Genomic DNA, 16,952 nt, shown 5'->3' with positions numbered 1-16,952 from the left:
AGTGGAATTTCGGCGAGACCTCGGCGAAGGAATACGGCAATACGATCGATCGCGCGAACTGGCGAATCGTGATGCCGTTCCATCTGGCGGAATCCAAAGAGCAGGCGATGCGCGAAGTCGCTGCGGGACTCCAGCGGTGGCAGAACGAGTACGTCGTCGGGATTCTCGGCACGCCGAAGCGACCGACATTTCCCGACGGCTACGAGGCGGCGAAGCGGATGAGCGAGTACGGTGGCGCGATCTTCGGCACGCCCGAAGACGCCCTCGAACGTATCGCGCAACTGCAGAAACTCTCGGGCGGCTTCGGCACGATCCTGAGCTTCGCGCATGACTGGGCGACGCGTCCGCAAATGATGCGCAGCTACGAACTGCTCGCGCGCTACGTGATGCCGCGATGCCAGGGCCTGATCAAGCCGATCGAAGCGTCGGCCGCGCGCGTAACAGCCAACAAGGAAGCCCTGATGGAAAAAGCCGGCGGCGCAATCCTCAAAGCAATCCGCGACTACAATGCAGTGCATCCGAGGCAGAAGTAGGAGGAGGAACTTTATTGAATGTAAAACCCGCGGTGGGTTTCATTTTTCACTGCTTCCTTCGGCAGGGGTGACCCCTGCAGTGAAAGAAAATCGCGAAATGTCGATGACGACCTTTCGCTCTCAAGTTCTGTCCCGTGTCATTCAGAGCGAAGCGAAGAATCCCGGATCGAGGAGCCATTCAAATGGTCAAATTCGATCACATGAATCTCCCGGTTACGAACTACCAGGCATCGCGCGACTGGTACGTGCGCAACTTCGGCTTCAAAGTTGAGTTCGAAGTCCCCGATCGCAAGACCTCCGCAATCCAGGACAACGCCGGCTTCACGATCTTTGTGTATGAGCAGCCATCGCAACTGTCCGGTGCGAAATGCTCGCTCACCCTGCAAGTCGACGATGTCGACTCGAAATATAAAGAACTGAAATCGAAGGGCGTCCAATTCACGAATCCACCGGGCAAATATTTCTGGGGCTACGGCGCCGAACTTCGCGACCCTGACGGCTACCAGATCCTATTGTGGGACGAAGTCTCGATGCGAGAAAAAGGCGGCTCGAACTAGACGGCAACGTTTGACGTCGATTCCCCAAGGAGGTGTGGAACCCACGGTGGGTTCCAGATTCAACAATCTGATTTGCCCTTCCCTACGCTGACAGCCGTTGTCGTGTTGTGGAAACAACGCGACGCGGCTCTTGAAGCTCCGATCTTCGGGGACGACGATAGTGGTGTGGCGGGGCATCGAGCCGCGCCGCACCAATGCCATCTGCTCGTGAAATCGTAATTTCCGCGCGTGCCAGTGAACGTATCGCCGCTGCGCGCGCGTGGCTCGAGTCGCAACCCTCTGCCCACGAAATCTTGGTGATCGCGTCCGTCAAGGAAGCTGCCGACGACCTGGTGCGCGCATTTGCACTCTCGCGCGGCGCGATGCTCGGCGTACATCGGCTGACGCTCAACCGTCTCGTCGGATTGCTCGCCGCCGAGGAACTCGCCGACGCCGGCCTCGCGCCCGCGGACGGACTCGCAGCCGAGGCGGTCGCGGCGCGCGCGGTCTTTCGCCTGGCGCCGTCGGGAGCACTCGCGCATTTCGATTCCGTGCTGAAGCTTCCCGGCTTTTCACGCGCGCTGGCGCGGACGCTGATCGAGCTTCGATGGAACAACATTGCTGTCGACGATTTGCGCGCGCTCGGCGGCCCGGGTGCGGCGATTGCCGCGACCCTTGCGCAATTCGACGCTGAACTGGCGGAAGCGAAGTTGATCGATCGCGCCGGGATGCTAAAAGTGGCGACGCGCGCCGTCCTCGCGATCGAGCCGCCGCGCTTCGTTGGACTGCCAATTCTGTTGCTCGATCCATCCGTCGAGAGTTCGCTCGACCGCGACTTTCTTGCGGCGCTCGCGTCGCGTTCGCCCTCGATTCTCGCGACGATTCCGGCCGGCGACTCGCCCGTGCAGACGATCCTCGAGGATGCGCTCGGCGTGCGCGCTACTACACTGTCGGCGTCCGCGGACGAAAACCTCGCGCCGTCACTCGAGCGCCTGCAGACGCATCTATTCGCCGATACCGCTCCGCCCGAGCGAGATGTCGATGAAACAGTGACGGTGATTTCGGCGCCGGGCGAGATGCATGAGTGCGTCGAGATCGCGCGCCGAATCGCGTGCGAGGCGCGGCGCGGCGTGCCCTTCGATCGAATCGCGGTGCTGCTGCATGACCCTGTTCGCTACGCGCCGTACCTCCAGGAAGCACTCGCCCGCGCCGACATCCCGGCCTACTTCGCGCGTGGCACGCGTCGGCCTGAGCCGGGCGGGCGCGCGATGCTGGCGCTGCTTTGCTGCGCGGCGGAAGATCTCTCGGCCCGCCGCTTCGCGGAATATCTCTCGCTCGCTCAGGTGCCCGATTCCGATCACCCGCGCGACGATCAGCCGGCAGTCAGTCCCGACGCGGAACTCGCGCCAGTGTCGCTGGAATCGGATCTCGAAGTTGAAAACGACGCGAAAGACCCTCCCGGTGACACTGACGTTTCCGATCCGGTTCCGGTGATTGAAGGAACCGCCCGCGCACCCTGGCGATGGGAGCGGCTGCTGGTCGATGCGGCCGTGATCGGCAGCTCGGAGAGATGGCACAAGCGGCTGGCGGGTCTCGGCAACGAGCTGGCCGCCCGGCGTAAGGAAATTGCCGACGACGACGCCTACGCGGCGAGCCTCGAGCGGCGAATTCTCGACCTCGCGCATCTCGGCGAAGTCGCGATGCCGATACTTTCGATGCTCGAAGCGGCGCCGCGCGATGCGACCTGGGGCGACTGGCTCAAATTTCTGCGCGGGTTGGTTGACCTGGCGATTCGCGATCGCGAGCCGGTTCTCGCCGCGCTCGCGGAGCTCGAGCCGATGGCTCCGGTCGGGCCGGTCGGCCTCGACGAGGTGCGCCTGGTGCTGAATGATCGGCTCGGCCGGCTGGAAGCGCCTCGACGCGTTCGGCGTTACGGCGCGGTGTTCGTCGCGCCGCCGAACCGCGCGCGCGGCATGGACTTCGACATCGTTATCGTTCCCGGTCTCGCCGAGCGAATGTTCCCGCGCAAGCTGACCGAGGATCCGATTCTCTCCGACGCTGCGCGCGCGCGGCTGAGTCCGTATCTCGCGCGCAATGAACGGCGAGTCGGCGCGGAACGGCTCGCCTTGAGAATTGCGGCTGGCGCGGCGTGCGCGCGTGCGATGTTTTCCTATCCGCGAGTCGATCTCGACCAGGGCCGTCCGCGTGTGCCGTCGTTCTACGCGCTCGAAGTTCTGCGCGCGGCAGAAGGCCGTCTGCCCGGCTTCGACGAGCTGGCGACTCGTGCGTCAGCGCAACCTAACACCCGGCTTTCATGGCCGGCGCCCTCGAATCCCGCCGACGCGATTGATGACGCCGAATTCGATCTTGCAGTGCTCGACAAATTAGTCGATGCCGATCCGCAGACCACGATTGGCGCGGCAAACTATCTGCTTGGCGCGAACGTGCATCTTGGGCGGGCGCTGCGCGCGCGGGCGCGGCGATGGCTACGGCGATGGACCTCGGCTGATGGCTTGGTCGATCCTGAAGCGGCGGCACTGGCGGCATTGGGGAAGCATCAGTTGTCGAAGCGATCGTACTCGCCGACTGCGCTCCAGAATTTCGCCGCGTGCCCTTACAAATTTTTTCTGCAAGCGGTCCATCGGCTGGAGCCGCGCGAGGAGCCCGAAGCGATCGAGACGCTCGATCCCCTGACGCGCGGCAGTATTTTCGCGGAAGTGCAGTATGAAATTCTCTCCGCGCTTCGAGAGCTCGACGTGCTGCCGGTCACACCCGAAGATCTTGAGGATGCGTCAGCGCTGCTCGACGAGAAACTCGACGAAGTTGCGGTAGCAAGGCACGAGGAACTCGCGCCTGCGATCGAGCGCGTGTGGCTCGACGGCATCGAGGGCATCCGCGCTGATTTGCGCGAATGGTTGCGGCGCGCGGCCGACGATCCGGAACACTGGCGGCCCGAATGGTTCGAACTCGGCTTCGGACTGAGCGATCGGGAGCAGGCTGATCCGCACAGCTCGGCCGACCCGGTCGCGATCGAAGGGGGTCTAAGTCTGCGCGGGTCGATCGATTTGCTCGAGCGCGATCCCGCCGGCCGAATTCGCGTGACCGATCACAAGACCGGGAAAGTGCGCGCCGAGAAGAACTTCGTGGTTGGCGGTGGCAAGACGCTGCAGCCGGTTTTGTACGCGCTGGCCGCGGAAAGCGTGCTCAAGGAAAAAATTTATGCCGGGCGCCTCTACTACTGCACCGCGGCCGGCGGTTACGAGGAGCGCATCGTCGAGATTAACGACGAGGCGCGCAAAGCGTCGCGCGATTTCGTCGCGATCGTCAAGGAGTCGCTTGAGGCGGGCTTCTTGCCGGCCGCGCCCGACGATCGCGAATGCGATTGGTGCGACTACAAACGCGTCTGCGGCCCATACGAAGAGCGCCGCTCGAAAATCAAACCACCGAAACCGCGGCTCGACGCCCTGAAGAGGTTGCGCGCAATGCCATGACGCTCGTGACTCCAGCAATCATCTCGGACCAGGCCGTGCGCGATCGGATTCGCGACGACCTCGACGTCACGCTGGTAATTGAAGCGGCGGCGGGGACCGGCAAAACCACGGCGCTTGTGAATCGAATCGTGTCGGTGATCGGGTCGGGACGAGGCGAGCTCGCGCGAATAGTCGCGGTGACATTCACCGAAAAGGCTGCGGGCGAACTGAAGCTGCGACTGCGCGCCGAAATCGAACGTGCTCGACAAAATACCGAACCGCTGAGCGAGTCGCGCGCGCGGTTCGATCTGGCGTTGAAGCAACTCGAAGAAGCGCGCATCGGAACGATTCATTCGTTTTGCGCCGACCTGCTGCGCGAGCGGCCGGTGGAAGCTCACGTCGATCCGATGTTCGAAGTCGCGCCCGAGGACGTTGCGGGCGAGATGTTCGATGCCGCGTTCGAGCGATGGTTCGAAAAAATCCTGGACAAGCCGGGGGAGGGCATGCGGCGGTTGCTGCGCAGACGTGATCTGTCGTCGCGTACGGGGCCACGTGCAATTGCCCGTCGGGCGGCGCTCGAGCTGATGAACTGGCGCGACTTCGATACGCCCTGGCAGCATTCGCCAATGGCGCGCGACGCGGAAATCGACGCGATCATCGCGGAGGTCGAAGCGCTCGGCAACCTTGCCGAGCTTGGCGAGGACGATGACTGGCTGGCCAAGGGCCTCGACGCAATAGCGCGTCCTGTTGCCGAGGCGACCCGGCTGGAGGCGGTGCGGGGGCGCGACTACGACGCGCTCGAATCGGTGTTGATCGCGCTGTGCACCGGGCGGCGCTGGGATTGGAAGGGATACGGCGGCGCCTTCGGTGACGCGGAGCGCGACGAGGTTTTTCGCCGGCGATCCAAGTTGCACGAGCGGCTGTGCAAGTTTCGCGACGATGCGGGCGCGAATCTTGCGCCGTTGTTGCGCGACGAGCTGTGGCCGATCGTCGCCATTTACGAAGAAATCAAACAGCGCGCCGGACGACTCGACTTCCTCGACCTGCTGCTGGTCGCGCGCAACCTGGTTCGCGACAATCCGGCGGTACGCGCGGAGCTGCAGAGTCGCTTCACGCATATTTTCGTCGATGAATTACATGACACCGATCCGCTGCAGGCGGAAATTCTGCTGTTGCTATCGTCGGCCGATCCGGCCGAGACCAACTGGCTGAGGGTCAAGCCAATCGATGGCAAATTATTTATCGTCGGCGATCCGAAACAATCGATTTACCGTTTTCGCCGCGCCGACGTTTCGCTCTATCAGGGCGTCAAACAATTGCTGCTGATGCATGGCGCCCAACTCGAGCATCTGACGGTCAGCTTCCGCGCGACGCCGGCGATTCAGGCGATGGTCAACGCCGCTTTCGCGCCTCTGATGAGCGAGGAATCGGGCACCCAGCCCAGGTATGCGCCGCTGATGCCGTATCGCGCCAAGCCCTCGACGCAGCCGTCGATCGTCGTGCTGCCGGTGCCGGAGCCGTATGGCGACTACGGCAGAGTCGTCAATTGGAAAATCGACGAGTCGCTTCCCGAGGCGATCGCTGCGTACGCGCGATGGCTGGTGTATGAAAGCGGATGGACCGTGACCGAGCGCGAATCGCCGGACGTGCGCGTGCCGATTCGCCCGCGGCACATATGCATCCTGTTTCGCCGGATGAATTCGTTCGGGCGCGATGTGACGCGGCCGTATCTGCGCGCGCTCGAGGCGCGCCATCTCCCGCACGTGCTGGTGAAGGGCGGGTCGTTCAACGAACGCGAGGAAGTGATTGCGCTCCGCAATCTGCTCGGTGCGATCGAGCGGCCCGATGACGAGTTGACGGTTTTCGCGGCCCTGCATGGTCCGGTGTTCGCGCTGTCGGACGCCGCGCTGCTCGAATTCCGCATGACACTCGGCAACCTGCATCCCTTTCGCAAGTTGCCCGACGATATCCCCGACAGCCTCAAGGAAGTGAAGGGCGCGCTCGAAGTGATCAAGAATCTGCATCGCGGACGGAATCGGCGGCCGATTGCGGAGACGATTGCGAAGCTGCTGGCCGCGACTCGCGCGCATGCGGGGTTCGCGATTTGGCCGACCGGTGAGCAGGCGCTGGCGAATATCATGCGCATCATGGATCAGGCGCGCCGTTACGAAGCGCGCGGCGGCACCACGTCGTTTCGCGCGTTCGTCGACGAGCTCGAAGCGCGCGCCGAGCGCGACGAGGCGAGCGAGACGCCTATTGTCGAGGAGGGAACCGAGGGCGTGCGCATCATGACGGTGCATCGCGCGAAAGGCCTCGAGTTCCCGGTCGTCATCCTCGCCGATATCACGTGCAACGAAACTCGCGCCGACGCGTCGCGATATATCGAGCCGGCGTCGAAGCTGGCTGCGATGGAACTTGCGGGATGCGCACCGCGCGAACTTCAGGATCATGCCGCGAAGGAACATGATCGCGACGTAGAAGAATCGATTCGCCTGCTGTACGTCGCGGCGACGCGTGCACGAGATCTGATCGTCGTGCCGGCGGTTGGCGATGAAGAGAGCGACGGCTGGCTCTCGCGCCTTAATCCCGTCGTCTTCCCCGCGCAGACTGAGCGGCGCGCGCCGTCGTCGACCCATCCTGCAGGATGCCCCGAATTCGGCGACGACAGCGTCCTGACGCGGCCGGCGAAAGCGCCGGGCAAAGTGAAGTCGATCGCGCCGGGATTACATCGCGCGCAAAAAGGTGACCATCAGATCGTATGGTGGGATCCGCGGCTGCTGATTCTGAACGTTGAGGAAAAAATGGGGCTGCGGCAGGACAAGCTGCTGCAGGCTGACGAGAACCGGCTAGTGTCAGATCGCGGCGTCAAACTGCACGAAGAATGGAGTGCGAAGCGCGCGGCGATGCTCGCAGCGGGAACTACGCCGAGGCTGAACATTGCGACCGCGACCGAACTTGCGCTTGCGGCGCCGGCGAGCGGCCCGGCGTCGGCTGAAGCGATCGCGATCGAAGAGACGATTCGCGATCGCGGCCGGCCGCATGGCAAGCGATTCGGCTCGCTCGTGCATCTGACGATGCTGCGTGCGCCGTTCGACGCCGACGCGCGAGAGATCGGCCAGATCGCCGCGAGTGCGGCCAAGATGATCGGCGCATCCGACGACGAGACCGCCGCGGCGACATCTGCGGTGGTAGCTGCCCTCGAATCCCCGCTGATGCTACGCGCCAAAGCTGCGGACATAGTGATGCGAGAATGTCCACTGATGATCCGCCTCGAAGACGGCACCGCAGTCGAAGGAATCGCGGATCTCGCGTTTGCAGAAAGCACCAACGACGGCGTCGTCTGGACCGTCGTCGATTTCAAAACTGATATCGAGGTTGCCCCGCGCCTCGACGAATATCGCGCGCAGATTCGGTTTTATGTGCGCGCAGTGAGAGAGAGTACAGGGCGTCCCGCGAGTGGCGCGATTTTGTGGATCTAGAGGCGTGCTTGATTGATGGATTTGTGCTGAAATCCTGACGCGAGGAAATCAGCGATGGCTATCGACATTATATATGGCGAACGCGTCACTGCCGGCGTCGATAAGGACGCGGTCGGCGGCGGATTGTGGCTCAGTGGCGACGACTTTAAGCGCGTCAGCGGATGGGAGTTCAAGCCGCAGGGATTCTGCAAGGGTGACGTCTGCGTCCCGGTGCCGGACGCGCGCAAGCACGAGTTCGTCGCGGGCGGGCGCTACAATCTCGCCGCGCTGGCGAATCTGCTCGGACAGCCCGTCGTGACTGACGAGGAGCATCACGCATGGTGCTTCGGCGAAGCGGCCGCGGAGCGAAAGCGGATGCTGACCTCGCTCGACGCGCCGGACTTCAGGCTGCCCGATCTCGACGGCAAGATGCATTCGCTGTCCGACTATCGCGGCAAAAAAGTTTTCGTCGTCTCATGGGCCTCGTGGTGAGGATGCCGCTTTGACCTGCCAGTCTGGCAGGCCCTCTACGAAGAACTCGGACCGAAAGGATTCGTGCCAATCGCGATCGCATTCGACAGCGGCGGCAACGCTGCCACCGAGCCCTGGATCAAGGCGGCCAAGCCTACCTACCCATGCCTGATCGATCGCCGGCATATAGTCGCCGAGCTTTACGACATGGTCAACGTGCCGACTGCCGTCTGGATCGACGAGCGCGGCAGGATAGTCCGTCCGAGCGAGCCCGCCGGCGTCACCGACGCATTCCGCAAGATGAATCACACAGACTTTTCGATTCCCGCCGACGCCATGAGCGAGTTGCAGGCAAAGCGCAAGGCCTATCAGGACGCGCTGCGGGATTGGGTTGCGAATGGATCGAAAAGCCGCTTCGCGCTGAGCGAGGCGGAAGTGCTCAAGCGAATGCATACGCCGGACGATGCGCAGGTCCGCGCGGCGGCGAATTTCAGGCTCGGCGAATACCTGTTCGAGAAAGGACACGCGGAGGCGGCGAAGAAATATTTCGAGGAAGCCAAGCTGCTGCGCCCTGAAAGCTGGAACTACAAGCGGCAGGCATGGGCACTCGAGGATCCGATGAAAGCAGGCGGCCCTGAATTCTGGGCAGCGGTCGATTCGCTCGGCGAAAGAAAATATTACCCCGGCGCGGAGGATATATAGGAAGGGTAAATCACTTTATTGAATGTGAAACCCGCGATGGGTTTCACACTTCCTTCGGCAGGGGTGACCCCTGCACCCAGTAATTGGAAAAAACTCCCAACGATCCGGTTCCCCTTCCCGCTCGGGAAGGGGTTAGGGGTTAGGTTGTTAGGTTCGGTCGCGATGCTCGCACGAGATTCCGGGAATTAGGGTTGCACAACCGCAAAATACTAGTCGTCGGATATGGATCGCTGCTCAGCGGCTACGGATTGCTGGCCGAGCGGCGCGGCGGTGCGAGCCGGCTGGTGGCGCGCGACGTGATCCCGATTTCGATTCACAACGCGCGGCGCGGCCTCGCCAAGCCGTCGAGTCATGGCAAGTATCTCGCGATGGATATCGAGCCGGTCGATCGTGCTCTTCCGATCAGAGCGTCGAGCGCGGCGGGCGATGGCGGCATCGGCGGACTGCTGCTGACGTTCGATCGAGAATGCGCTCCGCTGATCGCACGGCGCGAAGAATACGATCCTGATGCGTTCGTGCGTTTGATCGGGATTGCAGATCGCGCCGGCCTGCCGCTCGGCGAGTTCCTGATGGAAATCGCGCGCGGGACTAATTTCGATCTGCTCGCATACCGGATCGCGCTGCGCACGATGCTCGACTACACGTCGCCGGGCTACATTTTCCATCCGATTGAAATCGACGGCGGCCGGATCGCGATAATCGCGATCGGTTCAGGATTCGACGGCAGCGGCGATTCGAAGGTCGTTTCGCGCCGCCAGCAGTACAAAATGGACCGGCTGCTGACGCTCGACCAGTCGATACGTACCGAACTTCCCGGTTTCGATCGCGCCGGCCAGATCGGATACTACGCAGAGTGCGTGCTCGGTGGCTTGCATGGCGTAGATGTAGACGACCTTGCCACGCAACTCGACGATAAGGCCGAATGGGCGCGCGAACTCGCGGCGCATCTTGGGCCGATCGCGTCCGGCGAGCGTGAGCGGTTCCTCGAGGCCACCTCGATCGACGCGGTGCAGTACGGCGAAAGATTTTCCCGCCAGCGTGCGGCCAGCCTGTTGGCGCTGCTGAAGCTGGCTGGTGTTGTATAGTGATCAGCGACCAGCCGATGCCATCGAACGCGAATTTTTCAATCCACGTTGCGAAAGAGAATCTGAAATTCTCCGCCGCGCATTTTATCGCCTACCCCGGATTTCGCGAACCTCTCCACGGTCACAACTACCAGGTCGGCGTGTACGTCGAAGGACGGCTCGCGAAGACCGGTTATGTGATCGACTTCGGCCTGATCAAAAAACTTACCAAGGAGATTGTCGATCGGCTCGACGAGCACACGATCATTCCCGGCAACAGCGATTGCCTGACGATCGACGCATCCACCAAGGGCATCGTGCGAATCCACTATGAGCACGACGAGTTCGTATTGCCTGCCGCCGACGTGTGTATCGTCCCTATCGTGCATAGCTCGGCCGAGGAGCTCGCCCGCTACATCTGGGACGAGCTGGCGACGGCGCTACGGTCGCGTGGCGCGCTGACCGAGGCCACGACGATGGAGATCTCGGTGGCCGAAGGCCCGGGACAGTCCGCGCATTACCGCAATTCGACGAGCGACTGAAGTCGTTCGCGTTCTTCTCGTAACAATAACCGCTGCTTCCTTTGTCTTATTTGCTCACTGGTAGTCATCACCCTGTTAACTACGTGCGCGTCGTGAGACCATTCCCGACGTAACTACGCGATTTACCGTCGCCGGTTGCGAAGTGAAGACCGTCGTTGGCGCAGCAACCAAAAATATCAGCGCGAGAGATACCGTTTGCCGTCGACCAGGCATTGATCGGTGAGCATCCGGCGATCGTGAAGCTGCGCGCGCTGATCGAGCGCGTCGCCTCGACCGAAGTGACGGTGCTGATTACCGGCGAGAGCGGCACCGGCAAGGAAGTGGTCGCGCAGGCGATCCATATGCTCTCGTCGCGCAGCGATCAGCCGTTCGTGCCGGTGAACTGCGCCGCGATTCCGCACGACCTGCTCGAGTCCGAGATGTTCGGGCATGAGCGAGGTGCGTTCACGGGCGCGGCGGGATCGCGTCATGGACTGCTGACCACGGCCAATCGCGGCACTATCTTCCTCGACGAAATCGGCGAGATGCCTCGCGGGCTGCAGGCGAAACTTCTGCGCGTGCTCGAGGACGGCGTCGTGCGTCCCGTCGGGGCCGACCGGGCGACGCGGGTCGACGTGCGCGTGATCGCGGCGAGCAACGTCAACCTGTCGGACGCGGTGGCGAAGGGCGCGTTTCGCGAGGATCTCTTCTATCGGCTGCAAGTCGTGCCGATTGTGATTGCACCGCTGCGCGAACGACGCTCTGACATCCCACTTCTGGCCGACCATTTTTTGGACCGTATCCGCGGTCGCACGCCCGGGCGCGAGATCTCAATCAGCCGCGAGGCGATGGTGGCGCTGTGGTCTTACGACTGGCCGGGCAATGTTCGCGAGCTCGAGAACATGGTCGAGCGGCTGGTGATCCTGTGCGAGGGGTCGATTATCGACACCTCGATGCTGCCGGAGAACCTAGTGGCAAGCACGCGGCCCGCGACACCTCCGGTCAAGGTCAAGCTCAGCGACGGCGGAGTGAACCTGAATAACTTGGTACGGGAATTGGAAGGTAGGTTGATAAACGACGCGCTGAAACAAACCGGGGGCAACAAACAGGCGGCGGCGCGGATGCTCGGGCTCAAACGGACGACGTTTTCCGCGAAGCTGAGGCGCTGTGGCGTGATAGCTCCGGCCTCTTTGGACGATAGCGACGAAGGTTAGACGAGCGGGAACTTGTATGGATGAAGCAATCAGGTCGCCACAGATTATGGTGGTCGACGACGATCAGGACACGGTCGCAATTCTTGCCCACCATTTGCAGCGCGAAGGCTTTGTCCCGATAACGGCCAACTCTGGAGCACAGTGTCTCAAACTGGTTCATGAGAACGAAGTCGACGTGATCCTGCTCGACCTCATGATGCCCGAGATGGACGGATTCCAGGTCGTCAAGGCGCTCAAGAACGATCCCGAGACCGCCGAAATCCCTATCATCATGATCACCGCGCGCGACGACATGGACGCGCGCGCCGAGGGGATGCGCCTGGGGGTCAGTGACTTCCTCGCCAAGCCGGTATTCCGCCGTCAGCTGGCCAGCCGCGTTCGCGCACAGCTGGAAGTAGTCGAGACCTCGCGCAGCGCAAGCGCAGCGATGGATCGCCTCGAAGCGGCGAGAAAGATTCGCTCGCAATAGGTTGTTCGTCGCGACGGGTTCCTTTCCGCGGGCGAAGATCTTCCTTCTGGTTCGCCTTGCCGCTCGGGAAGTGGTTCGGTTGAGGATTCCAGAAACGTGCGCAGCCGCAGTGCGTGCGCTGCAAACGCGCATTGCGACCCCCTATACGTTCGACTACAAATTAATTCTCGACCGATCGCTTCCAGGATTCATCGTTCGAGATGAGAAGGAGAATTCGCGATGAACGGTGAGAGCCGAAGACCGCAAGCCAACGTGATTGCGGCGCTGACCTACCTGCTGGGCTTCGTCACCGGCATCATTTTTCTTTACCTCGAACCCTACAACCAGGACGAGTTCATCCGCTTTCACGCCCGCCAGTCGATCGGCTTCTCGGTCGTATGGTTCGCGATCGAAGTCGTCTTCGGAGTATTCATCGCGGTCCTTCCGCATGCTTTGGGCGCGCTGCTCAACTTCATTCTAACCCTGATCAACATCGCGCTCGCCGTATTCTGGGTCGTGCTCATGTACAAGGCATACAACGGCGAGCGCTACCGAATCCCCGAGCTAGCCGACATCGTCGACAGCATCGCAGGAAGTCCCGCCGAGTAACATTTCTTCTCCGCGTTAAGAGAGCTTCGCGTAAACGCGTGTCCGGTCCGGCTTCCCGCTCGGGAAGAGGTTAGGTTGTTGGGATCGTTCGCGACGCCCGCACCATAATCCGCGAACTCTACTTGTTCGCGCGCGTCGTCCCGGCCGCCTTCTCTCCCCCCGCTTCGATTGATTTGTCTTCTGCGGCTTGCCCGTTACCGTCGCCCGCCTTCTCGGCGTCGTCTTCCGCCGTCGCCGGCGGCGGGACCTGCGATTGAATATTCGCGATGCCCTGCGCCGCCAGCCGCAAGCTCGGCTCGCGGTTAATCGCGTCGAGCACCCGCCGCGAAATTTCGTCGGTGATTTGCGGCGCGGTGTAAGTCTCCGCGGGATACCGAATGACTATCTCGAGCCCGCTCTGGCTCAGATGCAGCCGGCTCTGCGGCTTGGGCGTCTCGAGCATGATATTGAGGTCGCGCTCGAGATGCCGGTAGTCGCGCATCACGCGGTCGCGATAGCGCGCGAACACTTCGTCGACCGCGTCGAGTATCCGCTTCTCCGCGAGGCGGTAATCGACGTCAGGCGCCAGCGTGAGGCGCACCTCGTTCCATATGAAGCTGGTGCCGGGCGCTTGCTTGAAGAAATTGCCCGACGGCTGAAACACGATCGCGTTGGAGAACACTGCGACTCGCCCGGTCGGCTCGCGATGCGTCGTCCCCGCTCCGTCCAGTTCCATCAGCGAGAGTTTCACCAGCCCGATATCGATCACGTCCCCCGTTACTCCGCCGATTTGCACGCGGTCGCCGGCCTTGATTCCGAATCGCCCGATTAGAAAAAAGTAACCGGCGATCGACAGGATCACGTTCTGCAGCGCAACCGCGATTCCGGCGGCGGCGAATCCCACCACCGTGGCGGCCGATCCCAGCTCGTCAGAGAAATTGATCATCACGACGATCACGATCAGCAGGCCGAGCACAAGCCGCCGCGCCGCCATCACCTGCCCGCGCCGCCGGATGTCGGTCACGTAACGATTGCTGAGCCATTTCCAGAGCAGAGAGCCGAGGAAAATCACCGCCAGCGAAGCGCCGAGCACGATCAGGCGGATGATGAGACTGCGAAATGTCTTGTTCCAGCGCTGTTCGACCGCCGAGTGCCAGCGGGCCACATTGTTGGTGTAAACGCCCAGCAGCGCCAGCTGGTTGACGAGCGGCAGGGTGGCATCTCTCGCGAGTTTGTATTCCTCGAGCAGGTTTTCGAATGACTTCGTGCGGTCCTTCAGGGTTGCGATGTCGGCGGTGCCGGTTCCCTGGCCGAGCCCATTGCCCTGTGCGACGATGCTATTAATCAAGGCGAGCATCGACTTGCGAAGCTCTTTGGTGTGATCGGCCAGCCCTTGCGCCAGGACCTGACTCTGGTTGAGGGCGTCGAGTTTGTTGCTGAGCGCGAACAGTTCGCCGACGAGGCTGATAATCCCGGTCGGATTGGAGCTCACCGCCGCGGTCTCGACCGGCGGGGTCAGCGTTTTCTTGCTGCTATCAATCGAATGCTCGAGCTCGTCTATTTGGGACTCCAGCGAGCCGCTCTGATCGGCCGACGAACTGCCACTTCTGAACTGAACGAGTGCCTTGAACGTACTGACACGAGCGTCTTTGAGATCGAGTTCGCTCTGTAATTCCTCAATTTTGGATGCGATCGCCGCGCGCTGGCTCGCAGGCGCTTTGGCCAGCTGAGCCTGCAAATCCTTGATTCGCGCGCGCAGTACGTTAGCGGCGGCATCGAGCGTCTTATAAGTTTGCGTGACGTTGCCCACGCCGGCGCTGTCCGTGGTTGAGCCGGCAACTCCAGCGGCGGCGGCATTCGGGTTGATCTTGGCGATCAGCGCCGCCTGCGCGCGTGCGTAGTCGAAAGCCAGCTTTAGTACCTGGCCGGCCGTCTGGCGATCATCAGCGAAAAAAAGGGCTTCTTCCGGATCGTTCACCAACTGCGCTTCGGCACCCAGATGCTGGTACCAGTCGATCACGTGGCTCAGATAGAAAATTACGGCGTGCGCATTGGGACCCTGCGCGGCCGCCGATGCGTTCGCAGGCGCGGGAGTCGCGGCAGATGCGGGACGCGCGGCTGCAGCCGGCTGCGACGCGCCAGTCGCGACGGCGCCCGCCGACGCCTGCGCAGACGGCGCCGCCGATCCGGCCTGCGACCCGGTCGCAGGACCCTGCGCCAGCGCGGGCGCAATCGCGATTGCCAACGCAATCGCAAACACGCCCACAACGCAGACGTGCATACTCACAGACGTAATCTTGAATCGGGGACGCATCGCGATTTAGTTCGGACTCAACCGGCGAGCCAAAGAAAAACCTTACCATCGCCAGCCCGATAGTTCGACTTACCCGCAACTGAGCACGCTTCGCCTCGGAAAAAAGTCATTGGGTGCAGGGGTCACCCCTGCCCAAGGAAGTGTGAAACCCACGGCGGGTTTCACATAAGATAAAGTGCCTTGCTCCTCCCGCTCAGTACCCGACCGGCGCGGACGCACTCGCCTCGGGCGCCAAATCCGCATACCGCGCCGGCGGCGTCCACGGCGTCGCGAGCGCGTCGAACTCGCGCATCAGCGCGTCGACGTCCTTGACGTTCGCCGTCCTGCGAATCAAATCGCGCACCATCACCGGGCGCTCATTGAGCCGCTGACGAATCATCGTGCGAAGCGAGCGATCCGCCAGATCGTTCACGACCTTGCGCCCCGCAATCTCCTTGCCGTCAAGCGTGAGCAGCGTGCGCGCCTGGATTTCAGAGAGCGCGGTGCGCAGGTACTCGACGTGTGGCGCCTCGTCGGAGCGGATGTAGCGCACCAAGTTGGCGGCGTCGTCGGGCGCGTCGGAGACTTCGGGGTCGGACAGGATTTCCTCGGCCCAGGCGAAAGTCGATGCGGCAAAGACTTCGATCGCGAGCACATTGGCCATGAACCGAATCAACCGTTCGACCGGCTCGCCCAACTCCGGGAACATCGCGGCCGGCTGCCCGCCGCGCCGCGCGATAATCGCGGCATAAATCTCGGGCGAGATAGCAGGATTCGACAACGCCGCATCGCGCGCCGCGTCCCACATCTGACGATGGCCCCCCTCCTCGCTCCACCCAGCCTCGTCGCGCGCATGCGCCTCGAACAGCCCGCCGACAAGGTGCGCCAGCGCGGTGCCGTCGGTATCCTCGCGGATAAAGGTCTTGAGCGGAGGCACCGGCAACTCACGAATCATCGCGCCAAACCCCTCGACGATCGCAATCTCCGACAGCCATCGCACCATCGGCTCCCGCACCCCCGACCTGAGCAGAAACTTCACCTGCGCAACATTAGGCACCTGCGGCGAAACGGTATCCGCCGGAATCTCAAACAGCGCGGTCCCAGAGGTCGCAACATGCTGCCGCTGCCACGCCTCGATAGCCGGCACGCGATAGGCAGTCCGCGGCGACCGATAATGCCCATCAGCATCAAACCCGCCATGACACTTAACCCCCTTAACAATCAGAGGCTCCCGAGTATCAACATTGGCAAGAATTTCGTCAGTAGAAAATTTCAGTCGAGATTCATGAGGCATTTTTTTCGGTGTCCTGTGTTCGCGGGGTGGCGGTGCCCGGCCATTGGCCTAACATACGTTAGGTCAATGAAATGAGTCAACGAGATGCAGATCGTCGACGGTCTCCTTGAAAGACTTCTGACGACGAGAGATCATATGTTGGAGCAAGGCGGCACCGAAAGGCGGGAGACTACTGCACCGCCACGCGAGGGGAGCGGCGCAGTGAAAGGTTACATTCCGACACCTGCCGAGACGGTCGACCTCATGGCCGATCGTCTTTTTCGTTCCAAACCTCCCTCGAAACATTCATCGATTCTCGATCCCGGATGCGCCACGGGGGCGTTCATAGCGGGAATAATTCGATGGTGCGAGGATCATAAA

General features: G+C 62.1%; 11 protein-coding genes and 1 pseudogene. 10 read left to right on the top strand and 2 right to left on the bottom strand.

Going from position 1 to position 16,952, the window contains the following annotated elements:
* The 10 genes and pseudogenes from WB650_RS04190 to WB650_RS04145 form a co-directional block, all read left to right on the top strand.
* Positions 1–533: pseudogene (locus WB650_RS04190) on the top strand (LLM class flavin-dependent oxidoreductase); the annotation flags it as partial.
* Positions 534–715: 182 nt separating this feature from the next.
* Positions 716–1,090 (top strand): VOC family protein, encoded by a 375-nt coding sequence (locus tag WB650_RS04185; RefSeq protein ID WP_422300874.1) that lies wholly within the window; start codon positions 716–718, stop codon positions 1,088–1,090.
* A 194-nt stretch (positions 1,091–1,284) separates the two neighbouring features.
* The gene (locus WB650_RS04180; RefSeq protein ID WP_423959560.1) at positions 1,285–4,560 is read left to right on the top strand and encodes a PD-(D/E)XK nuclease family protein; all 3,276 of its coding nucleotides are present in this window, start codon (positions 1,285–1,287) and stop codon (positions 4,558–4,560) included.
* Positions 4,561–4,565: 5 nt separating this feature from the next.
* Positions 4,566–8,018: a UvrD-helicase domain-containing protein gene (locus tag WB650_RS04175; RefSeq protein WP_423959559.1), complete on the top strand. Its 3,453-nt coding sequence runs from the start codon at positions 4,566–4,568 to the stop codon at positions 8,016–8,018.
* A 54-nt stretch (positions 8,019–8,072) separates the two neighbouring features.
* Positions 8,073–9,170 (top strand): ResA-like WAxxUGC motif-containing protein, encoded by a 1,098-nt coding sequence (locus WB650_RS04170; RefSeq protein WP_422307205.1) that lies wholly within the window; start codon positions 8,073–8,075, stop codon positions 9,168–9,170.
* Between the two features lie 191 nt (positions 9,171–9,361).
* Complete coding sequence (locus WB650_RS04165) at positions 9,362–10,255, top strand: hypothetical protein (RefSeq protein WP_422307207.1); 894 nt, start codon at positions 9,362–9,364, stop codon at positions 10,253–10,255.
* Between the two features lie 17 nt (positions 10,256–10,272).
* Complete coding sequence (locus WB650_RS04160) at positions 10,273–10,776, top strand: 6-pyruvoyl trahydropterin synthase family protein (RefSeq protein WP_422307209.1); 504 nt, start codon at positions 10,273–10,275, stop codon at positions 10,774–10,776.
* Positions 10,777–10,931: 155 nt separating this feature from the next.
* Entirely contained in the window at positions 10,932–11,969 is a 1,038-nt protein-coding gene (locus tag WB650_RS04155) for a sigma-54 interaction domain-containing protein (RefSeq protein WP_422307211.1), read from the top strand.
* Between the two features lie 16 nt (positions 11,970–11,985).
* On the top strand, positions 11,986–12,438 hold the full coding sequence (locus WB650_RS04150; RefSeq protein ID WP_422307213.1) for a response regulator: 453 nt from the start codon (positions 11,986–11,988) through the stop codon (positions 12,436–12,438).
* Positions 12,439–12,657: 219 nt separating this feature from the next.
* Positions 12,658–13,026: a DUF4870 domain-containing protein gene (locus WB650_RS04145; RefSeq protein ID WP_422307215.1), complete on the top strand. Its 369-nt coding sequence runs from the start codon at positions 12,658–12,660 to the stop codon at positions 13,024–13,026.
* 118 nt (positions 13,027–13,144) lie between these two features.
* On the opposite strand, the gene WB650_RS04140 is transcribed toward WB650_RS04145, so the two are convergent.
* Both WB650_RS04140 and WB650_RS04135 read right to left on the bottom strand, forming a co-directional pair.
* Positions 13,145–15,286 carry a mechanosensitive ion channel domain-containing protein gene (locus tag WB650_RS04140; protein ID WP_423959562.1) on the bottom strand — a complete coding sequence of 714 codons (2,142 nt, stop codon included), beginning with the start codon at positions 15,284–15,286 and terminating at the stop codon, positions 13,145–13,147.
* Positions 15,287–15,512: 226 nt separating this feature from the next.
* Entirely contained in the window at positions 15,513–16,445 is a 933-nt protein-coding gene (locus tag WB650_RS04135) for a hypothetical protein (protein ID WP_423959557.1), read from the bottom strand.
* Positions 16,446–16,952 lie beyond the last annotated feature (507 nt).

This window comes from Binatus sp. (SeqCode) (assembly GCF_049584895.1).
In the GTDB taxonomy this organism is placed as follows: Bacteria; Desulfobacterota; Binatia; order Binatales; family Binataceae; genus Binatus.
The sequence above is the reverse complement of the archived record's forward strand: the minus strand, read 5'-3'. Positions and strand labels throughout refer to the sequence as shown.

Excerpts from the sequence above, each read along its gene's own strand:
- WB650_RS04185 (WP_422300874.1), top strand. The coding sequence starts at position 716 with ATGGTCAAATTCGATCACATGAATCTCCCGGTTACGAACTACCAGGCA.
- WB650_RS04180 (WP_423959560.1), top strand. The coding sequence starts at position 1,285 with ATGCCATCTGCTCGTGAAATCGTAATTTCCGCGCGTGCCAGTGAACGT.
- WB650_RS04160 (WP_422307209.1), top strand. The coding sequence starts at position 10,273 with ATGCCATCGAACGCGAATTTTTCAATCCACGTTGCGAAAGAGAATCTG.
- WB650_RS04150 (WP_422307213.1), top strand. The coding sequence starts at position 11,986 with ATGGATGAAGCAATCAGGTCGCCACAGATTATGGTGGTCGACGACGAT.
- WB650_RS04145 (WP_422307215.1), top strand. The coding sequence starts at position 12,658 with ATGAACGGTGAGAGCCGAAGACCGCAAGCCAACGTGATTGCGGCGCTG.
- WB650_RS04140 (WP_423959562.1), bottom strand. The coding sequence starts at position 15,286 with ATGCACGTCTGCGTTGTGGGCGTGTTTGCGATTGCGTTGGCAATCGCG.